The following is an 18,626-nucleotide window of genomic DNA, read 5'->3' on the forward strand; positions in this document are numbered from 1 at the left end:
CGGGCGGATATTCGCGAATATCAGGCACGATGCCGCAACACTTTGTACGCTTTCCGTGACCTCATCGAGACGTGTCAACCGATGGTCGGGGCGGTTCCACGGCTCTCCACGAGCAGTAGCGAACAAAGGGGGGACCTCGTGTCCCAGCGCAGACATCTCCGTCCCGTGCGGCGCGCCGCCGTTGCCGGTGCTCTCGCGTTCTGTGCGACCGCCCTCGTCGCTCTCCCCGCGAACGCCGCACCGGTGGCGGGGAGTTCCGACAGCGGCAGCACCGGCGGCAGTTCGATGGGTTCGTCCGTACTCCCGACACCCATTCCCACCCCGACCGGGCTGGCCGCACTCGCGGCCGCGACGACCCAGACAGGCAAGCCCTATCTGTGGGGTGGGACGGGCCCGGACGCGTGGGACTGCTCGGGACTGGTGCAGTGGGCATTCCGGCAGGCGGGGGTGAATCTGCCACGCACCACGTGGGAGCAGGCCGAGGTCGGCGCACCCATTCCGCTGTGGGCGCTGGCTCCCGGCGACATCGTGGTGCTCAACCCGGACGCGTCGCACATCGGCATCTACGCCGGCTTCGGTCAGGTCTTCAATGCGTACGGGCGCGGCGTGCCCGTGGGTCTGGCGCCGCTGTCGCAGTTCCACATCTACAGCATCCGCCGGTTCTGACCCTCGGTCGTGGGCGTGCGTCTGCGGACGTACGGCCACACCGCGACGAGGAACAGCACCACCACCGCACCGGGTCCGAGCAGGGACGCCCATGCCGGTCCGTCCGGCAGTGTCGCTGCCAGACCGGCCGCGGCACCGGTGACGACCGCGCCCAGCAGTAGCGTCGGGATTCCGGGTGCGAGACCGGTATACGCGACAAGTAGCAATCCCGTCGCCGCGACACCCGCGGCCGCCGCCGCGAGCGCGGACGCGTTGCCCAGGACGAGCGCGATCAGCGCCGCCTGCACCACGACCACCCCAATCCATCTCATCGGAATGCCCCCGACGGCCGGCGGGCACGATCGGCGAGAGCCAGCGCCAGGTCCAGCGCGGAATCGTCGTCCCACGCCACCACCGGGACCCCGAGAACGCCCATGTTCCGGTACATGTTCCGCCGCTCGAGCCGCCACATCCTGCCGGTCATCGGATCGAGTTCGTACTCGAACGGCGGGCCTCGGAGCACGTCGACAGCCACCACGACGTGACCGCGTCGCCTCAACTCCAGCAGCGACAGCGCGAAATTGGTGTCCAGCATGGTGGAGAACGCGAGGACCACTGCCCTCGGCGGCAACGCGACGCGCGGGACGAGTGTGCCTTCGGCGGCGCCGGCGTCGGAGTCGAGCACGGTGTCGAGGATTCGGTAGAACTGCCTGCGCCCGATGTCGGCGCCGAGCCATCGCAGCCGGAGCCCGTGGACGACGACCCCGGCCCGGTCGCCGCGCTGCAGGGCCGTCTGCACCACTTGCGTCGCCCCGCGCACGGTCCGGTGCAGGCTCTCCGACGCCGGGCCGGGCGCCTGCGGGGTGGTGTCGAGTACGGCGACGACGTCCGCGGCGCGGTCCATGATCCGTTCGGTGACGTGGAGCCGGCCGCGCCGGGCACTCACCGGCCAGTTGACGCTCCGCAGCGGGTCTCCCGGCGCGTGCGGGCGGATGTCCCCGAACTCGACGCCCGAACCGAATCGGCGGGTGCGGTGCGCGCCGATTCGGTCCGGAAGTGTGGCGTGGGGCAACGGAGTCGGCATCGGCGGCGCCAACGGAAACACCCGCAGCTCCGTGACGGGAACCGGCAGCGACGCCGTGAGCAGGCCGCCGCCTGCACGTGCCGTGACCGTCAGTGCGGGTTCGTACCGACCCCACCGGTTCGCCGACACCACGTAGTCGCCGACGCCGACCTGCTCGACCGTGTAGCCGTCGGACGGCACCGGTGCCGCTTCGAGTTCCGCCGCACCACCGCACGCCGTCACGTCCACCGAGAGGTGCACGGACTCGGATTCGAAACACCGCAGCATGCGCGCCGACGCCTCGACCCGGACGCCGATGGCCGGACGGGGCAACCACATCACCGTGCCGAGCGCTCCCAGCATCGGGGCGGCGAACACGATCAGTTCCCACCACCGCCCCACGACACCCGCCGTCAGCGCCACGGCGGCGCAGGTCGTCAGTGCGAGGGCTGCCGGCGACGCCCGCCACGTCAGCTGGTGCTCGGTCATCGTGCCCTCGGCGCGGGGAGACGGCGCAACAGTTCCGCGAGGACGTCGTCGCTGCGGATGCGGCGCACCCACATCTCCGGGCGCAGGCTGATGCGGTGTGCGACAGCGGGAACGGCCAGGGCCTTGATGTCCTCCGGAATGACGAAGTCCCGGCCCGAGAGGAGGGCGCGTGCCCGAGCCAGCTGTACCAGGTCGAGTTCCGCGCGGGGACTGGCCCCGACCTCGACCTGCGGGTGGTGCCGGGTGGCGTTCGCGAGCGCGACGACATACCCGAGGACGTCGTGATGAACGCTGACCTGCTCGAGCGATTCGCGCATCGCCAGGAGGTCGGCCGCATCGACCACCTGCTCGACGACGACGGCGGCGGATCCCCGGTCGAGCCGTCGGCGCAGCATCTCGTGCTCGTCGGTCTCGGTGAGGTACCCCAGCCGCAGCCGGAGCGCGAACCGGTCCAGCTGCGCCTCGGGCAGCGGGTAGGTGCCCTCGTATTCGATGGGGTTGTCGGTGGCGAGCACGATGAAGGGACGCGGCAGGATCCGGGTGGTGCCGTCGACGCTGACCTGCCCCTCGGCCATCGCCTCGAGCAGTGCCGCCTGGGTCTTGGGCGGGGTGCGGTTGATCTCGTCGGCGAGGAGCAGGTTGGTGAAGATCGGGCCCGGACGAAACTCGAAGCGTCCCGACGGCATGTCGTAGATGGTGGCGCCGAGCAGGTCGGCGGGCAGCAGGTCGGGGGTGAACTGGACCCGCGTGAAGTCGAGCCCGAGCGCGGCTGCGAAAGATCGTGCCACCAGGGTCTTTCCGAGTCCGGGCAGATCCTCGATGAGCACGTGCCCGCCGGCGAGCACTGCGAGCAGGATGGATGTGAGTTCGTCGTGTTTGCCGACCACCGCCCGTTCGACCTCCGCCAGCACCGCGTGGGCGCGCGCGGTGGTGACCTCGGCGGGCATCGTCACAGCTGCTCCAGCCGTTGCAGGATCCGGTCGAGGACATTCCGGCCCGGCCCGGGTGCGGCCCGGTCGGAGCGCTGCACGCACTCGGGATCGACCCACTGCCACAAGTCGCCGAAGAACACCTCACCCGCGGCTGCGGTGTCGGCGGGGTCCAGTCCCTGCCGCTGTCCGGTGGACTGCTGGAACTCGCGCGCCAGGAGCGGACGCAGATGGTGATCCCAGTCGCCGCGCGTACCGTCCGCCCAGCTGATCAGTGATTCCGTTCGTGCCATCCAGCGGGCCGTCGCCTCGGCCCGTTCGGCTTCCAGGCCCGGCGGCTGGTCGTCGACGTCCCCGGGTGCCATGCGTCGTCGAATCTCGAAGAGCACCAGCGCGGTCACCGCTCCCGCGTACAGCACGGCCGCACTGTACCGGCCGGCGGCCACCAGCGGGACCTCCACGGCCAGCACCGCCCCGACACCGGCTACCGCGACGGCGAGCATGCGTCCCTCTCCAGGTCGTCGAGCACACGCCGGAGCAGATCCGCGGCCTCGTCGCGGTGCTGTTCGCCCATCGGATGCAGGCTGAACCGTGCCTCGGAGAACAGTCGCACCAGCGGCGCCGCCGCCTCGAAGCGCAGCGCTCCGAGTTGCACTGCACGAGCCAGCACTTCGGACGGGGTGTCCGACTCCCGCGGTTCGGCGCCCGGCGCCCCTTGCAGCGCATCCTCCATGGCGGCGTAGCTGGCGATGATGGCCTCACGCGGCGGCAGACTCGGCGCGACGACCACGGCGAGACCTTCCTCCGCTGCCCGGGCCAGCGACTGCGAGGCAGCCGGACCGTCGGGGGAACTCGCCGCGGTCCAGGCGCCGACCCGCGACCGGAGGGGGCGCCGGGCCACGGCCCCGAGGATCAGCACGGTCACCAGTACCGGACCGACAATCGCTGCCGCGGTCCACAATTCCGTCAGGTCCTCGCGGGTCTCGTCCACAATGCCGGGCGGCGGACGAGTCTCGGTGGGCACGGACTCGTCGGTTCGGTCAGCCCCGTCGTCGGCGGCCGGGCTCGCCGGCGACGGTTGACTGTCGAGTGGTTCGTCTCCACCGACGGACCCGAGGAGGAACGCCGCGGCCACGAGGAGCGAGGCGAACGCCGCCCAGCCGAGAATGTGCCGGCGCGAGACCGAGGACCCGGTGTTTCCGGTGGGCCCTGCCGGCGGCGGGTCGGGGGCGACCCGCGGCCGACCGCTGCGAAGGGCGGACGCCAGCGCCGCCGCCGCGACGACGACGGCGATCGCCGAGAGGATGACCAGCGCGCGCGTCGCACCTCCGCCCGGCTCCGACGGTGTCGCGGGGGTGTCGGGCGCGGGGGCCACCCGGACCGCAAGGGTGACCGTCACGACGGCCGCCAGCAGGGCGACCGTGTGGACGACCCTGCTGCGCACGCGACGGTCCGGCATCCTCACTCCCGAGTTGCCTCTCCATCGTGACACGCGCGGACCGGGAAAATCACCCGTTCGCGGCGGCGGACAGCGCAGCATGTTCGGGACGTATCCATCCACGAAGGAGAGTTACTTGACCACGTCCCCGGTAACCGGAGCCGACCTGGCTCGATCGCTGGAACCTCTGGGGGTTGCGGTTCCCTCGGCCGTACCCACGCACTGGTACAACCTTGCCGCCGATCTTCCGGAACCCGTTCCGCCGCACCTGCATCCCGGCACACGTGAGCCACTGGGACCGGAAGACCTGGCACCGCTGTTTCCCGCGAGCCTGATCGAACAGGAGGTCGCGACCGAGCGGTACATCGAGATCCCCGAGACGGTCCGCGAGATCTACGGCATGTGGCGACCGTCGCCGCTGGTGCGTGCGCGTCGGCTCGAGCGAGTGCTCGGCACACCCGTACGAATCTACTACAAGTACGAGGGTGTCAGCCCCGTCGGATCGCACAAGCCGAACACGGCTGTGGCACAGGCCTATTACAACGCGCTCGAGGGCACGACCAAGCTCACCACCGAGACCGGCGCGGGCCAGTGGGGCGCGTCGCTGTCGTTCGCCGGCGCCCTGCTCGGCCTCGAGGTGGAGGTCTGGCAGGTCCGCGCATCCTTCGACGCCAAGCCGTACCGCCGGCTCCAGATGGAGGCGTACGGCGGCATCTGCCATCCGTCTCCATCCGACCTCACCGAAGCCGGTCGGGCCATCCTGGCCGAGCATCCCGACACCACCGGTTCCCTGGGCATGGCGATCAGCGAGGCCGTCGAGGTGGCCGCCAACGATCCCGGTGCGCACTACTCACTGGGCAGCGTCCTCAACCACGTCATGCTCCACCAGACAGTGATCGGCCAGGAAGCGATGGCCCAGCTGGAGGAGGCGGGTGAGCCTGTCGCGCACACGGTGTTCGGTTGCGCCGGAGGCGGTTCCAACCTCGCGGGCCTGACGTTCCCGTTCCTCGGTCGCAATCTGCGCGAGGGCACCACCACCCGCCTCGTCGCGTGTGAGCCGGCGGCCTGCCCGTCGCTGACGCAGGGCGAGTACCGCTACGACTTCGGTGACGTCGCAGGCCTGACGCCGCTGTTGAAGATGTACACCCTCGGCAACGACTTCGTTCCGCCCGCCATCCACGCGGGCGGTCTGCGGTACCACGGCATGTCGCCGATGGTCTCGCACGCCGTCGCTCTCGGACTGATGGACGCGACCGCGATCGAACAGGACGACGCACTCGCCGCGGGCCTGCTCTTCGCCCGCGCCGAGGGCATCATCCCCGCGCCGGAATCCACGCACGCCGTGGCCGCGGCCATAGAGCATGCCCGCACGGTCACCGAACCGGAGGTCGTGGTCATCGGACTGTCCGGCAACGGCCAGCTGGACCTCCCCGCGTACAGCCGGCACGTCTGATCGATTCACCGGGGCAGACCCACGTACGGGTCTGCCTCGGTGGTCACCGGATCAGTGTGGACAGTCTGCTCACCACGCGGTCGAAGTCGAGCGTGCCGTCGAGTCCGGCGACCACGTCGTCCCACGACGCCTCGGCGACCAGGGTCAGCGCGGTACCCCGGTCGTACAGCACGTCGACGACGTTCGCGAACCGTCGGACGGTCTCCGCGCCGGCCTCCCGCAGTCGGGGCACGCCGGTAATCGCCCAGCATCCGAACTGCTCCGACAGGTCGAGGTAGTCGGCGGGTGCCGTCGGGGTGCCGCACAGCACCGCGAACTCGAACCAGACCGTGCGGTCCCGCACGGCGGAGGCCGTCACCGTGCGCGTCCCGACGGTCAGCGCCACGCGCTCGGACAGGGCCGGGGGCTCGCTTTCGGAAGCCCGGACGAAACGGCTCGAAGCGAACCCGGTGTCCGCGGCGGCCAAGGTGCGGTAGTCGACGGGACCGGCCACCCGCACGACGGTCAGATTCTGTTCCAGCACGGCGATCGACGGCGCGAACAGGTGATGGAACAGCGGATTCGGCAACAACCCGTCCGGTGGATAGTTCGATGTCGCCACCAAGGTGATCCCGCGGGTGAACAGGGCCTTCAGCAGTCGCGCGACCAGCATCGCGTCCCCGACGTCGTGCAGGTGGAACTCGTCGAAACACAGCAGCCGGACATCCCCGAGGGCCGTATCGATCGCGAGGTCGATGGACCCCAGCGTGTGCGCGTCGGCGTGGAGCCGGCGGAAGAACGAGTGGAAGTGTACGCGCCGCTTCGGGACCTCCGCCGACCTGTGGAAGCGGTCCATGAGCCACGTCTTGCCGCGTCCGACGGGTCCCCACAGGTACACGCCGCGAACTCCGGGCCTCCCCTGCTCCAGGCCCGCGGCGGTCTCGTCCAGGACGGCCGCGGCCGCGCGCTGCGCGTCGTCCAACAGAACCTCTACATCCACAGAGGAAACACTACGAATGTAGAGTCTCGTGCGACAAGCCGATGTGAGGAGGAAGACACCGTGCCCGAGCGGCGTGAGCAGATAGCAGACGCGGCGATCACGATCGTCGCGCGCGAGGGCATGCGCGCGCTGACACATCGAGCCGTCGACCGCGCACTGGATCTCCCGGGCGGGTCCACGTCCTACTACTTCCGCACCCGGCGTGCACTGATCGAATCCGCCGTCCGCCGGCTCGCCGAACGGTCGCGGCAGGAGTTCGAGACCACGGCGGCCCCGTCGCTCGACCTCGCATCCCTCGCCGAGGGGGTGGCCCGGTCCCTGGACCGGCTGCTGCACACCCGCCACGACGACCTCGTCGCGCGGCACGCGCTGACCGTCGAACTGTCCGGTGACGCCGACCTGCACCCTCTCCTCGCGACGTGCCTGTTCTCCCGTGCCCGCGCCGCCGAACTGTTCGACGCCCTCGGCGTCGCCGAACCCGAGAACGCGGGCGCGGACTTCGTCAGCGTCGTCGAAGGCCTGGTCTTCGACCGTTTCGTGGGCGCCCGCTCACTCGACGGCATCGAGCCCGGCACCGAACGCAGCGTGCGGCAACTGGCCCGCGCCGTCGAGTCGTATCTGCGCGGTGTGACGGCCTGAACGAATGTCACCCGGCGCGGTGTGGACGACGGGAATCCCGCGTTTCTGCCAAGATCGTGGCGTGAACCCCCAGTACCTCAGCCGTCTCCCCGACAGCGGTTTCGACCGCGTCGACGCACTCCTCGACCCCGTCGACACCGACCTCGCGGACGCCTTTCCGGGTGATCGACAGCAACCGCAGCCCATCCACACCGTCTACGTGAGTGCGGCGGACGCCGGACCGGACACCCCGAGGGTGTGGGGTGAGCAGGCTGTCGAACTGCTGGACAGGCACACGAACGCGCTGTCCGAAATCGGAACGACCGGTGCGCTTCCCGATGTCCGCGCGATGCTCGAACACCGTCCGATCATGGATCTGCGGATCGATTTCGAGGACGGCTACGGCTGGCGGAGCGACGACGTCGAGGACGCGGCCGCACTGGAGGCGGGACGCACGCTGCGACTGCTCTCGTCCGACCCGTCCGGCCCGCGGTCGCTGGGCATCCGGGCGAAGGGCCTGGCCCCGCACGAGCGCCGCCGCGGGATCCGGACCCTCGAACTCGTCCTCGAAGGCGCGGGTGGGGTTCCCGACGGCTTCGTGTTCACGGTGCCGAAACTGCGTGCGGCCCAGCAGGTCACCGCCGTCGTCGCGTTGTGCGAGGAACTCGAGCGTGCGTACGGGCTCCCCGACAGGTCGCTGCTCTTCGAGTTGCAGATCGAGAGCCCGCAGGCCGTGCTCGGACCGGACGGCACCGTGACCGTCGCGAAGGCCATCCACCTCGCGGACGGGCGCTGCACCGGACTGCACTACGGCACTTACGACTACAGCGCGGCCTGCGGAATCGCGTCCCGGTTCCAGTCGCTCGAGCATCCGGTGGCCGATCACGCCAAGTCCGTGATGCTGGTGGCGGCGGCCCAGACCGGGGTGTGGGTATGCGACGGATCCACCCAGGTCGTCCCGCAGGGCAGCGACGAGGAAGTCCACGCCGCGCTCGCCCGGCACCACCGACTCGTCACCCGTTCGCTCGAACGCGGGTACTACCAGGGATGGGACATGCATCCCGGGCACTTGATCACCCGCTGGCTCGCGACGTTCGACTTCTACCGCGGTGCGCTGCCCGCCGCGGCCACCCGTGTCCAGGCCTACCTCGACCGCCAGGGCGGCGGGGTGATGGACGAACCGGCGACCGCGCAGGCGCTCGCGACGGTGATCCTGCGGGGGCTGGCGTGCGGCGCGTTCGACGAGGACGCGGTCCGCACGCAGGCCCCCGGATGCACGGTGGACACCTTGCGTGACCTCCTCACCCGGGCGGTGGTCCCGGGCAGCTGAGCACCTCGGCGCGCACGAGGGCCGCCCGCACCACCCACTCCGACGCCCTACACTTGCCCCCACGCCCGATCAGGAGGTAGCCGCACCCGTGACCCCGAACACCTTGACCGCGCCCAGCTTCCACAGTCCGCCCCCCGGCGAGGCGAGCGTCCGCGAACGGGACGGCGGCACGGCGCGGTTGCGCCTGTGGGGTTCCCTGACCGCGGCCGGTCGGGCAGGCTTGGAATCATGACCCACGCTTTCGACTCCAGCTACCCCCGTGACCTGGTCGGATACGGGCAGCACCCGCCCGATCCGCAGTGGCCGGGCGGCGCGAAGATCGCCGTTCAGTTCGTCCTCAACTACGAGGAGGGCGCCGAGAACAACGTGCTCCACGGCGACGAGGCATCGGAGACGTTCCTGTCCGAGATGGTCGGGGCCCAGCCGTTCCCGAACCGGCACATGAGCATGGAATCGATCTACGAATACGGATCCCGCGCCGGATTGTGGCGCGTGCTCCGGGCATTCGAGCGACGCGGGCTGCCGCTCACGATCTTCGCGGTGGCCAAGGCGATGCAGCGGAACCCCGAGGCCGTCAGCGCCTTTCGCGAACTCGGGCACGAGATCGCCTGCCACGGCCTGTGGTGGAAGTCGTACCAGCTCTCCGACGAGGACGCCGAGCGCAAGGACCTGGCCGAGGCGGTGGAGATCCTGCGCGACCTCACCGGTGAGGCACCGCTGGGCTGGTACACCGGCCGCGATTCCCCGCTCACCCGGCAGCTGGTCGTCGAGCACGGCGGTTTCGAGTACGACTCCGATTCGTACGCCGACGACCTGCCCTACTGGGTGAAGGTCGATGCCCCCGGGAAGGGTCTCGTCGACCATCTGGTGGTGCCGTACACCCTCGACACCAACGACATGCGGTTCGCGTCGCCCGGCGGTTTCCCGAGCGGCGAGCAGTTCTTCGCGCACCTGCGGGACGCGTTCGACGTCCTGTACGCGGAGGGAACGGCCGGGGCGCCGAAGATGCTGTCCGTGGGTCTGCACTGCCGCATCGTCGGCAGACCCGCCCGCACCGCGGCGCTGGAGCGTTTCCTCGATCACGTGCAGTCCCACGACGACGTCTGGGTTGCCCGGCGCATCGAGATCGCCCGCCACTGGCGCGACGTCCACCCCGCCTGAGGACGGTCCGATGCCCCCGCGACGACCGTCGATGCTGGTCACGAATCTGGCCAACCGGGATCCCGGCAGCTCTCAGACCGTGATCCTGGAGGAGCTGCGCCGGGTGATCCTCAGCGGCGGCGCCCCGCCGGGCACCCCGATCCCGGTGGACGACGTGGCCGAGCACTTCGGCGTCAGCCGTATCCCGATCCGGGAGTCGCTGAAAACGCTGATCGGCGAAGGTCTCGTCGACCACCGGGCCAACGCCGGGTACACGGTCGCCCGGCTGACCGTCGACGAACTCGAGGAGCTCTACCTGGTGCGGGGTGTTCTCGAGTCGGCGGCGCACTCCGTGGCAATCACCCTCGCCGACGAGGCCGACGACGCCCGGGCCAGGGAGGCCTACGAAGCGCTCGACCGCTCGGTGCTCGAGGACGACCTGACCGCGTACCACCGGGAGAGCCGGAACTTCCACCTGGCCCTGGCGTCGCCGTGCCGGATGCAGCGACTGCTGCACATGTTCGAGTCGGCGTGGAACATCACCGAGCCGGTGCAGCCGATGTCGCAGGTGGGAACGCCTGAGCGGCTGCGCCTCCACCTCGGGCACCGGGACATGCTCGCGGCGTTCCTCGCCCGCGACGCCGGGGCGCTGAAGGCGGCCACCGACCGGCACAACGAACAACTCGACACGGTGATCGCGGCCCTGCCGACGGACACCGGAATCTTCCGGGACACGCCCGGGTAGGCCGTCCGGCAAGATATATTCTCAGCTCGGACCGTGCGCCGGCGAGAATATATCTTCGCCGTCACAACCAGGAAATATCCGAAAACTACTTTTGCTCCCAGCACTTCGGTGGTGTGCTTTTCACCGAGGCACCCTTACGTCGACGCAGTCGTGTCCGTACTGCACCAGGGAGCGAAACGATGACTCAGACAGCGCCCTCCAACGAGGGGGAAACCGTCCCCGGTGCACACCTGGCCGGCGCCGGGCTGATCAAGCCCGGCTACCACCCGAGACTCACCAACGACGATCTCGCGCCGCTGAAGACGCAGTCGTGGTCGTCCTACAACATCTTCGCGTTCTGGATGTCCGACGTGCACAGCGTCGGCGGCTACGTCACCGCAGGCAGCCTGTTCGCGCTCGGGCTGACCAGCTGGCAGGTCCTCGTCGCCCTGGTGGTCGGTATCGCGATCGTCAACGTGTTCGCGAACCTGGTGGCCAAGCCCAGCCAGGTCACCGGCGTCCCTTACCCGGTCATGTGCCGCAGCGCCTTCGGCGTTCTCGGTGCCAACGTCCCGGCCATCATCCGCGGCCTCATCGCGGTGGCCTGGTACGGAATCCAGACGTACCTGGCGTCGCACGCGTTCGTGATCCTCGGCCTGAAGATCTGGCCGGGCCTGGCGCCCTGGGCGGACGTGCACCAGCACGGATTCCTCGGACTGTCGGCCCTCGGCTGGGCCGGGTTCATGACGATGTGGGTGCTGCAGGCGCTGGTTTTCTGGCGCGGCATGGAGAGCATCCGCAAATTCATCGACTTCTGCGGCCCCGCGGTCTACGTGGTGATGCTGATGCTCGCGATCTACCTGATCAGCGAGGCCGGTTGGTCGAACATCAGCCTGAACCTCGGCGAGGTGAACTACACGGGCTGGTCCGCGGTGCCCGTGGTGCTGGGCGCGATCGCCCTTGTCGTGTCGTACTTCTCGGGCCCGATGCTCAACTTCGGCGACTTCTCCCGATACGGAAAGACGTTCGGCGCGGTCAAGCGCGGCAACTTCCTCGGCCTCCCGGTGAACTTCCTGTTCTTCTCGATCCTCACCGTCGTCACCGCCTCCGCGACCCTTCCCGTGTACGGCCGCCTGATCACCGATCCCGTCGAGACCGTCGCGCAGATGGACAACCTGTTCGCCGTCGTCCTCGGCCTCCTCACCTTCATCGTCGCCACCATCGGTATCAACATCGTCGCCAACTTCGTCTCCCCGGCATTCGACTTCTCGCACGTCAGTCCGCAGCGCATCAGCTGGCGTACGGGCGGAATGATTGCCGCCGTCGGATCCGTCCTGATCACACCGTGGAACCTGTACAACAATCCGGAGGTGATCCACTACACGCTCGAGACGCTGGGGGCGTTCATCGGACCGCTGTTCGGAATCCTCATCGCGGACTACTATCTGGTGCGCAGGCAGCGAGTGATCCTGGACGACATGTTCACCATGTCCGAGGGCGGGACATACTGGTACAAGAAGGGTTACAACCCCGCTGCGATCATCTCCACCGTCGTCGGAGCCCTGGTCGCGATGATTCCCGTGATCCTCAAGGCCCAGCCGTTCGGGCTCGACGTGTGGGGCATGGCGGGTGCGGCCCAGTACTCGTGGTTCCTCGGCATGGGCGTCGGATTCGTCTGCTACCTCGGGTTGTCCACCGGTGCCCGTCGCGCGCATCGCACAGCACCGATCGAAGCATAGGTCGACGTACGTGCACATCAAGATCGTCAATCCCAACACCACCCAGTCGATGACCGACAAGATCGGCGACTGTGCGCGCTCGGTCGCGGGGCCGGGGACGCTCGTCGAGGCGGTGAGCCCGCAGATGGGTCCCGCGTCGATCGAGAGCCATTACGACGAAGCACTCAGTGTCCCCGGGCTTCTCGAGGAGATCGCGCGCGGCGAGGAGGCCGGGGTGGACGGCTACGTGATCGCCTGCTTCGGCGACCCGGGCCTCGACGCTGCCCGCGAACTGGCCGCCGGACCCGTCCTCGGGATCGCCGAGGCGGCCATGCACGCCGCGAGCTTCCTCGGCCGCGGGTTCAGCGTCGTCACGACGCTGGGACGTACCCGGGGCCGGGCCTGGGAACTGGCCGAACGGTATGGCATGCAACGGTTCTGCCTCGGTGTGCACGCGTGCGAGATCGCCGTCCTCGACCTCGACCGCGACCCGGATGCGGTGAAGGTGATCATCGAGGCCTGCCGCGTCGCCCTCGACCGGGACGGCTCGGACGCGATCGTGCTGGGGTGCGCGGGCATGGCGGACCTGTGCGCCGTCATCTCGGCGGAACTCGGGGTGCCGGTCGTCGACGGCGTGGCGGCGGCCACTCTCATGGTCCAGTCCCTCGTGACGCTGGGATTGCGGACCGGCGCGCGCGGAGAATTCGCGACTCCCCTGCCCAAGAAGTACACCGGGCTGCTCGAGGGTTTCGGCCGCTGACGGTCAGAAGGACGGCGGGGTGCTCGTGATGAGGAACCGTGCCGGTTCCGCGGCATCGTTGAACCACCGGTGCGGCACGGTGGCCGGGTAGTACAGCGTGTCTCCCCGGTCGAGCACGTAACTCTCCTCGACGCCGACCTCCACTCGGATGCTGCCGTCGATGACGTAGATGAACTCCTCGCCGGCATGTTCGGTGTGTTCGCCGGCCTGCGAACCCGGTTGCGCGGTCACCTCGTTCGGTTCCATCGCGCGCACGCCCGTGGAGCAGAAGCGGAGCACGGCGCCGTCCGACAGCGCGAAGCGCCTGCCCTCCCGGCTGCGCACGAGGCTGGTGGGCGTGCGTGCGCCCTGTTCGAGCAGGGCGTGCGCCGTGGTTCCCAGCACCTGCGCGACCCGGTGCAGATTCATGACGCTCGGCACCGAGTGCCCGTTCTCGGCCTGACTCAGGAACGGCTGCGACAGTCCCGTTTTGGCCGCCACGTCGCGCAGGGTCAGTCCCGCGTCACGCCGGGCCGACCTGATCGCGGTGCCGATGGCAACGGCCAGTAGGCGTTGATCCTCGTCCATGAGGCGAACGCTAGCACCGTGTTTCGCGGAAACTGCGACTGATAACACGGACGAAACGAAATTGACCCTGCTTAGTAAAGATTGACGTGCTCAATAGAACGTGAACTCGAACGCTCCCTTCACTCGGACGGAGATCGACCCATGTCCTTCCACGCAGTCGACCAGCGCCTGCCTTTGGTGCGGCAAGCGGCCTTCGGTCTGCAGCACGTGCTCATCATGTACACCGGCTGCATCACCGTCCCGTTGGTCTTCGGTGCCGCAGTAGGACTCGACAAGTCCACCGTCGCGTTGCTGATCAGCGCCGACCTTCTGATCGCCGGCATCATCACGATCATCCAGAGCCTCGGGGTGGGGAAGCTGGCCGGCGCACGGCTGCCGATCGTCTGCGGCGCCACGTTCGCCGGGCTGACTCCGATGATCCTCATTGCCAAGGAATACGGGCTGCAGGCGGTGTACGGCTCGATGCTCGCAGGCGGCCTCGTCGGACTCGCCCTCGCCGTGCCCTTCGCGCGGCTGATCCGGTTCTTTCCACCGCTGGTCACCGGGGTCGTCCTCACCGTCGTCGGCATCTCCCTGATCGGCGTCGCCGCCGGCCTCATCGTCGGAAACGATCCGACGGCAGACGGTTTCGCGGATCCCGGCAACATCATGCTCGCCGGTGTGGTCGTGCTGGTCGCGATCGCCTTCCTCTGCCTCGGCCGCGGGATCTGGACCCAGCTCGGCGTGCTCCTCGCCCTCGTGATCGGCACGCTCGTCGCGATTCCGATGGGCCTGATCGACCTGGGCGGCGTGTCCGGCAGCCCCTGGTTCGGCATCACCGCCCCGTTCCACTTCGGGGCGCCGGAGTTCCCGATCACGGCGGTGGTGGCGATGAGCATCGTGATGGCCGTGGTGTTCGCGGAGTCGACGGCGAGCATGCTGGCGCTCGGCGAGATCACCGGGAAGCCCCTCACCAAGGGCGACGTGGCCCGCGGCCTCGTCGGCGATGCGCTGTCCGGCGTACTCGGCGGCATCTTCAACGCGTTCGTCGACACGATCTTCACGCAGAACGTCGGAGCCGTCGCCACCACCCGCGTCCACAGCCGCTACGTGACGGCCACCAGCGGTGCGATCCTGATCGTCCTCGGACTGATTCCGAAGATGGGCACCGTCGTCGCCGCCCTGCCCGCGCCGGTCGTCGGCGGTGTCGGCATCATCCTGTTCTCGACGGTCGCGGTGGTGGGGATGAACACGCTCCGCAAGGTTGATCTCAGCGACCGGATCAACACCACCATCGTCGCGGTGTCGGTGGGCATCGGCCTGCTCCCCGAGTTCGCCGAGGGCATGTTCGAGCACTTCGACTCGTCCGCCCAGATCCTGCTCGGCAGCGGCATCACCCTCGCCGCCATCTCCGCGTTCTCCCTGAACCTGCTGTTCAACCACACCCGGATCGGCGCTGCCGCCCGCGCCGCCTCCGCACCCGTCATCGCAACCGACCCCGTTCCCCCGACCTCCGAGGAGCCGCATGTTGCCGCCCGTGCCTGAGCCGTTCGACGTCCCCGTCATCGACATCTCCCCGTACGTGACCGGTGGGTCCGACACGGAACGCGCCCGGGTGGCGCGCGAAATCGACTCGGCGTGCGCCACCGTCGGATTCATCCAGATCCTCGGTCACGGCATCCCCGAACCGGTGATCGAGGGACTCGCCGGCGCCGTCGACGACTTCTTCGCGCTGCCCCTGGAGACGAAGAAGAGGTATCGCGTGGAGGGCGCCAACCGCGGGTACAGCCCGCCGAAGAGCGAGTCGCTCAGCCTCAGCCTGGGCGTCGAATCGGCCACCCGGATGAACGACTTCTTCGAGGCCTACAACGTCGGAACGGAGGCCCGGTCGTTCCCGGACCTGGACCTGTCCGAGGACGACTACGGGCTGAACGTGTGGCCCGAGGTGCCCTCCTTCACGGACGCCGTGCAGGCCTACTACGCGCACGGCGAGCGCGTCGCCCGCACCCTGACACGGATCTTCGCCGACGCCCTCGGGCTCGATCCGGGCTTCTTCACCGCCCTGACCGACCATTCCATCGACGTCCTCCGCATGAACAACTACGCGCTGCCGGAGGGCAGCGTCACCCTCGACGGCGAGCTGACCGGCATGGGTGAGCACACCGACTTCGGACTGGTCACCGTGCTGTGGGCCGATCGTGTGGCCGGCCTGCAGGTCCTCGGGCGCGACGAGCGCTGGCACGATGTGAGCCCCGCGGCGGGCGCACTCCTCGTCAACCTGGGCGATCTCACCGCCCGGCTCACGAACGACCGGTGGATGTCGACGCTGCACCGGGTGACTCCGCCCGTCGTCGACGGAACGATCAAGCGCCGGCGATCGGCGGCGTTCTTCCACGACGGCAACGTCGACGCGGTGATCGCGACCCTGCCGGGACTGTGCGAACACTCCGACGACGGATACGCACCGGTGACTGTCCGTGAGCACATCAAGGCGAAACTGGCGGGTTCGCGTCACGGCAAGAAGAACACAGCCGCGGGTCGGGAGGCCGAGCGGGTCCTCGCCGCGGCGGACCGGGCGGCCGCCCGGTGACCCGTGGGCACGTCGTATTGATCCACGGCGCCTGGGCGGGAAACTGGGTGTGGGACACACTTCTGGAGCCGTTGCGCAACAGCGGGTACGAGCCGCACCCGCTGGACCTTCCCGGCGTGGGAACCTGGCCCGACGGTGCGCGAACCGATCTGGACGCCGTGGCGGATGTCGTCGTGGCGCACATCGTTTCGCTGGACGGGCCCGTGTTCGTGGTCGGACACTCCGGAGGCGGCATCGTGGCCACCCAGGTGGCCGAGCGCATTCCGCAGCGGATCTCAGGTGTGGCGTACGTCGCCGGAATGATGCTGCCCTCGGGAAGCAACTTCGGCGACCTCTGCGCAGACCTGCGCCTACCGGAACCGGTCGGGATCTCGGCCTGGCTGCAGTCGACCCCCGACGGATCGGGGACCATTGTGCCCCCGGAAGCCGCGGCCGCCGTGTTCTTTAACGAATCGTCGGCCGGTGATGCGATCGCTGCCGCGCGAAAGCTGCTGCCGCAACTCGAGACTGCGCGTCTCATGGCCCCGGCGTGGACGCCGGAGCGGTTCGGCTCCGTACCGCGCCTGTACGTGGAGGCGACGCTCGACCGTTCGGTGCCGCTCGTGACGCAGCGTGCGATGCAGGACCGGGTGCCGGGCGCGCGGGTGGTGACGTTGGACAGCGATCACGCCCCGCAACTGTCGGCGCGCGAGGCCCTGGTCGCGGCACTCGTCGATTTCTGCGCCGTCGTCGGCCCGAGACCTGTTTCTGCACAGGAAATCTGATGGAAACACGATCCCGCTATATTTCGGAGCACATTGCCCATGGCTGAAACGAGCAATGTGCGAACCCGTGTCCGGCGGGCGCGAACCAGCCGCACTCCCGAGAACCCATGGAGGATGCGGATGCATGCCGATCTGATTTCCGATGTCACCGTCTACTCGAACGGCAGCTGGCTGCCGCACCGCGACGTCCTGATCGCCGACGGTCTGATCACCGAGATCCGCCCGACCGCTCCGGCACCGTCGGGGGCCACGGCGGTCGACGGGTCGGGGGCGTACCTGATCCCCGGATTCGTCAACACCCACACCCACCTGCAGCAGTCGTTGATGCGCGGCATCGGCGAAGGGCAGCCGCTGCTCAGCTGGCTGCTGACCGTGGGTGAGGAATCCGCGGTCATCACCCCGGAGCGCGCCTACCTGGCGGCGGTCGCCGCAAGCCTCGACGCCCTGCGCAGCGGCACCACGACGCTGGTCGAGCACATGTGGCCGCATCCGTCTCCGGACGTGCACGACGCGGTGCTGCGCGCCCTGGAAGACACCGGCGTGCGGGCGCTCCTCGGCCGCGGAGTGGCGGACCGCGCGGACACAACGCGCAAGTGGGGCGTCGACCCGCGGCTCCTGCAGCCGCTGCCCGGGGTGCTCGAGCACACCGACCAGCTGGTCAAGCAGGCCGACGGCACACGCGTCACGGTCGGTCTGGCCGTCCCCAACCCCCGGTCGCTGACGCCGGAGGGGATGGCGGTGGTGCGGCAGTTCGCGGGCGACCGCGACATGACCGTGTCGATCCACCTGCTGGAGACCACCACCGACGACGTGATGTGCCGCGAACGCGCCGGCGCGGGCGCGGTCGACTACCTCGACAGGAGCGGGTTCCTGTGGGACCGGTTGCTCGCCGTGCACTGCTGCGAACTCGACGCCCACGGGCGCGCGGTGCTGGCCCGTCGTGGTGTGGCCGTCTCGTACAACCCGATGAGCAACATGCGTCTCGGCAGCGGCGTCGCCCCCGTCCCGGAGATGCTCGAGGCGGGGATCGCGGTCGGGCTCGGCGTCGACGGCGCCGCCAGCAACGACACCCAGGACATGCTCGAAACGCTGCGCATGGGCGCGTACGTGCAGCGGGCGCATCGCAAGACGGCCGACCTGTTCGGTTTCGACGCCATGATGGACCTCGCGACGAACGGCGCGAACGGGAGTCTCGGTTTCGCGTCCCGCCCGAACGGTGTGGCCGTCGGCGGCGCGGCCGACCTGACGCTGATCCGCTTCGAGCGCGACTTCGGTTGCCTGCCGGTCCGCGACCCGGGCGCGACGCTGTTGACCACCGGGAGCCGGCAGATCGTCGACACCGTGCTGGTCGACGGCGAAGTGCTGATCCGGGACGGACGCAGCACCCGGGTCGACGAAGCGGGGCTTATCGCCGAATTGACCGCCACCGGTGCGCCATAG

At 69.1% G+C, this 18,626-nt stretch carries 20 protein-coding genes; 13 read left to right on the top strand and 7 right to left on the bottom strand.

All coding sequences use genetic code 11. The features are described 5' to 3' along the window. The first annotated feature begins 165 nt into the window (after positions 1–165). Positions 166–666: a C40 family peptidase gene (locus DTA22_RS30770; RefSeq protein ID WP_005263843.1), complete on the top strand. Its 501-nt coding sequence runs from the start codon at positions 166–168 to the stop codon at positions 664–666. Here the strand turns inward: DTA22_RS30770 and DTA22_RS30775 are convergent. Genes DTA22_RS30775 through DTA22_RS30795 form a run of 5 tightly spaced genes read right to left on the bottom strand, consistent with a single transcriptional unit; the run spans position 645 to position 4,585 of the window. Further along, entirely contained in the window at positions 645–977 is a 333-nt protein-coding gene (locus DTA22_RS30775; RefSeq protein ID WP_112301958.1) for a hypothetical protein, read from the bottom strand. The two genes, DTA22_RS30770 and DTA22_RS30775, sit on opposite strands and share 22 nt — an antisense overlap. After that, positions 974–2,197: a DUF58 domain-containing protein gene (locus DTA22_RS30780; RefSeq protein ID WP_112301959.1), complete on the bottom strand. Its 1,224-nt coding sequence runs from the start codon at positions 2,195–2,197 to the stop codon at positions 974–976. The genes DTA22_RS30775 and DTA22_RS30780 overlap by 4 nt, the downstream gene beginning before the upstream one ends. After that, positions 2,194–3,150 (bottom strand): AAA family ATPase, encoded by a 957-nt coding sequence (locus DTA22_RS30785; protein ID WP_005263839.1) that lies wholly within the window; start codon positions 3,148–3,150, stop codon positions 2,194–2,196. The genes DTA22_RS30780 and DTA22_RS30785 overlap by 4 nt, the downstream gene beginning before the upstream one ends. Beyond that, positions 3,147–3,629, bottom strand: coding sequence for a hypothetical protein (locus DTA22_RS30790; RefSeq protein ID WP_112301960.1), 483 nt, complete (start codon positions 3,627–3,629; stop codon positions 3,147–3,149). The genes DTA22_RS30785 and DTA22_RS30790 overlap by 4 nt, the downstream gene beginning before the upstream one ends. Further along, positions 3,611–4,585 carry a DUF4129 domain-containing protein gene (locus DTA22_RS30795; RefSeq protein ID WP_112301961.1) on the bottom strand — a complete coding sequence of 325 codons (975 nt, stop codon included), beginning with the start codon at positions 4,583–4,585 and terminating at the stop codon, positions 3,611–3,613. Before DTA22_RS30795 ends, DTA22_RS30790 begins: the two co-directional genes overlap by 19 nt. Positions 4,586–4,700: 115 nt before the next feature. On the opposite strand from DTA22_RS30795, the gene DTA22_RS30800 reads away from it, so the two are divergent. Continuing rightward, positions 4,701–6,017, top strand: coding sequence for a TrpB-like pyridoxal phosphate-dependent enzyme (locus DTA22_RS30800; protein WP_112302102.1), 1,317 nt, complete (start codon positions 4,701–4,703; stop codon positions 6,015–6,017). Between the two features lie 43 nt (positions 6,018–6,060). Here the strand turns inward: DTA22_RS30800 and zapE are convergent, their stop codons facing one another. Then, the gene (gene zapE, locus DTA22_RS30805; RefSeq protein WP_112302103.1) at positions 6,061–6,978 is read right to left on the bottom strand and encodes a cell division protein ZapE; all 918 of its coding nucleotides are present in this window, start codon (positions 6,976–6,978) and stop codon (positions 6,061–6,063) included. A 78-nt stretch (positions 6,979–7,056) separates the two neighbouring features. Here zapE and DTA22_RS30810 point away from each other — a divergent pair, with 78 nt between their 5' ends. From DTA22_RS30810 to DTA22_RS30835, 7 genes are all read left to right on the top strand, one after another. Beyond that, complete coding sequence (locus DTA22_RS30810; RefSeq protein WP_112301962.1) at positions 7,057–7,635, top strand: TetR/AcrR family transcriptional regulator; 579 nt, start codon at positions 7,057–7,059, stop codon at positions 7,633–7,635. A gap of 61 nt (positions 7,636–7,696) precedes the next feature. After that, positions 7,697–8,944 carry a DUF6986 family protein gene (locus tag DTA22_RS30815; RefSeq protein ID WP_112301963.1) on the top strand — a complete coding sequence of 416 codons (1,248 nt, stop codon included), beginning with the start codon at positions 7,697–7,699 and terminating at the stop codon, positions 8,942–8,944. 88 nt (positions 8,945–9,032) lie between these two features. Then, positions 9,033–9,176: a hypothetical protein gene (locus DTA22_RS36380; RefSeq protein WP_174233890.1), complete on the top strand. Its 144-nt coding sequence runs from the start codon at positions 9,033–9,035 to the stop codon at positions 9,174–9,176. Next, positions 9,173–10,105 (top strand): allantoinase PuuE, encoded by a 933-nt coding sequence (puuE, locus tag DTA22_RS30820; protein ID WP_112301964.1) that lies wholly within the window; start codon positions 9,173–9,175, stop codon positions 10,103–10,105. The genes DTA22_RS36380 and puuE overlap by 4 nt, the downstream gene beginning before the upstream one ends. A 10-nt stretch (positions 10,106–10,115) precedes the next feature. Next, positions 10,116–10,829, top strand: a complete 714-nt coding sequence (locus DTA22_RS30825) for a GntR family transcriptional regulator (RefSeq protein ID WP_112301965.1) — start codon at positions 10,116–10,118, stop codon at positions 10,827–10,829. A 179-nt stretch (positions 10,830–11,008) separates the two neighbouring features. After that, positions 11,009–12,547, top strand: a complete 1,539-nt coding sequence (locus tag DTA22_RS30830) for an NCS1 family nucleobase:cation symporter-1 (RefSeq protein ID WP_112301966.1) — start codon at positions 11,009–11,011, stop codon at positions 12,545–12,547. Positions 12,548–12,557: 10 nt separating this feature from the next. Continuing rightward, positions 12,558–13,286 (top strand): aspartate/glutamate racemase family protein, encoded by a 729-nt coding sequence (locus tag DTA22_RS30835; RefSeq protein ID WP_037242109.1) that lies wholly within the window; start codon positions 12,558–12,560, stop codon positions 13,284–13,286. 3 nt (positions 13,287–13,289) lie between these two features. On the opposite strand, the gene DTA22_RS30840 is transcribed toward DTA22_RS30835, so the two are convergent. Further along, positions 13,290–13,853: a helix-turn-helix domain-containing protein gene (locus DTA22_RS30840; protein WP_037242113.1), complete on the bottom strand. Its 564-nt coding sequence runs from the start codon at positions 13,851–13,853 to the stop codon at positions 13,290–13,292. A gap of 141 nt (positions 13,854–13,994) precedes the next feature. Between DTA22_RS30840 and DTA22_RS30845 the strand changes: the two genes are divergently transcribed. The 4 genes from DTA22_RS30845 to DTA22_RS30860 all read left to right on the top strand — a co-directional run bounded on the left by DTA22_RS30845 (position 13,995) and on the right by DTA22_RS30860 (position 18,626). Further along, positions 13,995–15,377, top strand: coding sequence for a uracil-xanthine permease family protein (locus DTA22_RS30845; protein ID WP_112301967.1), 1,383 nt, complete (start codon positions 13,995–13,997; stop codon positions 15,375–15,377). Continuing rightward, positions 15,358–16,422, top strand: coding sequence for an isopenicillin N synthase family dioxygenase (locus tag DTA22_RS30850; RefSeq protein ID WP_112301968.1), 1,065 nt, complete (start codon positions 15,358–15,360; stop codon positions 16,420–16,422). The genes DTA22_RS30845 and DTA22_RS30850 overlap by 20 nt, the downstream gene beginning before the upstream one ends. Then, a complete protein-coding gene (locus tag DTA22_RS30855; protein ID WP_112301969.1) occupies positions 16,419–17,186 on the top strand; it encodes an alpha/beta fold hydrolase in 768 nt (255 codons plus the stop codon). The genes DTA22_RS30850 and DTA22_RS30855 overlap by 4 nt, the downstream gene beginning before the upstream one ends. Positions 17,187–17,306: 120 nt before the next feature. After that, positions 17,307–18,626, top strand: a complete 1,320-nt coding sequence (locus DTA22_RS30860; protein WP_112301970.1) for an amidohydrolase family protein — start codon at positions 17,307–17,309, stop codon at positions 18,624–18,626.

The organism is Rhodococcus wratislaviensis (genome assembly GCF_900455735.1).
In the GTDB taxonomy this organism is placed as follows: Bacteria; Actinomycetota; Actinomycetes; order Mycobacteriales; family Mycobacteriaceae; genus Rhodococcus_F; species Rhodococcus_F wratislaviensis.

What these genes read in the sequence shown, in the direction of transcription:
- DTA22_RS30845 (WP_112301967.1), top strand. Translation starts at nt 13,995, where the DNA reads ATGTCCTTCCACGCAGTCGACCAGCGCCTGCCTTTGGTGCGGCAAGCG.
- DTA22_RS30850 (WP_112301968.1), top strand. Translation starts at nt 15,358, where the DNA reads ATGTTGCCGCCCGTGCCTGAGCCGTTCGACGTCCCCGTCATCGACATC.
- DTA22_RS30830 (WP_112301966.1), top strand. Translation starts at nt 11,009, where the DNA reads ATGACTCAGACAGCGCCCTCCAACGAGGGGGAAACCGTCCCCGGTGCA.
- DTA22_RS30860 (WP_112301970.1), top strand. Translation starts at nt 17,307, where the DNA reads ATGCATGCCGATCTGATTTCCGATGTCACCGTCTACTCGAACGGCAGC.
- DTA22_RS30780 (WP_112301959.1), bottom strand. Translation starts at nt 2,197, where the DNA reads ATGACCGAGCACCAGCTGACGTGGCGGGCGTCGCCGGCAGCCCTCGCA.
- puuE (WP_112301964.1), top strand. Translation starts at nt 9,173, where the DNA reads ATGACCCACGCTTTCGACTCCAGCTACCCCCGTGACCTGGTCGGATAC.
- DTA22_RS30840 (WP_037242113.1), bottom strand. Translation starts at nt 13,853, where the DNA reads ATGGACGAGGATCAACGCCTACTGGCCGTTGCCATCGGCACCGCGATC.
- DTA22_RS30825 (WP_112301965.1), top strand. Translation starts at nt 10,116, where the DNA reads ATGCCCCCGCGACGACCGTCGATGCTGGTCACGAATCTGGCCAACCGG.
- DTA22_RS30795 (WP_112301961.1), bottom strand. Translation starts at nt 4,585, where the DNA reads ATGCCGGACCGTCGCGTGCGCAGCAGGGTCGTCCACACGGTCGCCCTG.
- DTA22_RS30775 (WP_112301958.1), bottom strand. Translation starts at nt 977, where the DNA reads ATGAGATGGATTGGGGTGGTCGTGGTGCAGGCGGCGCTGATCGCGCTC.
- DTA22_RS30790 (WP_112301960.1), bottom strand. Translation starts at nt 3,629, where the DNA reads ATGCTCGCCGTCGCGGTAGCCGGTGTCGGGGCGGTGCTGGCCGTGGAG.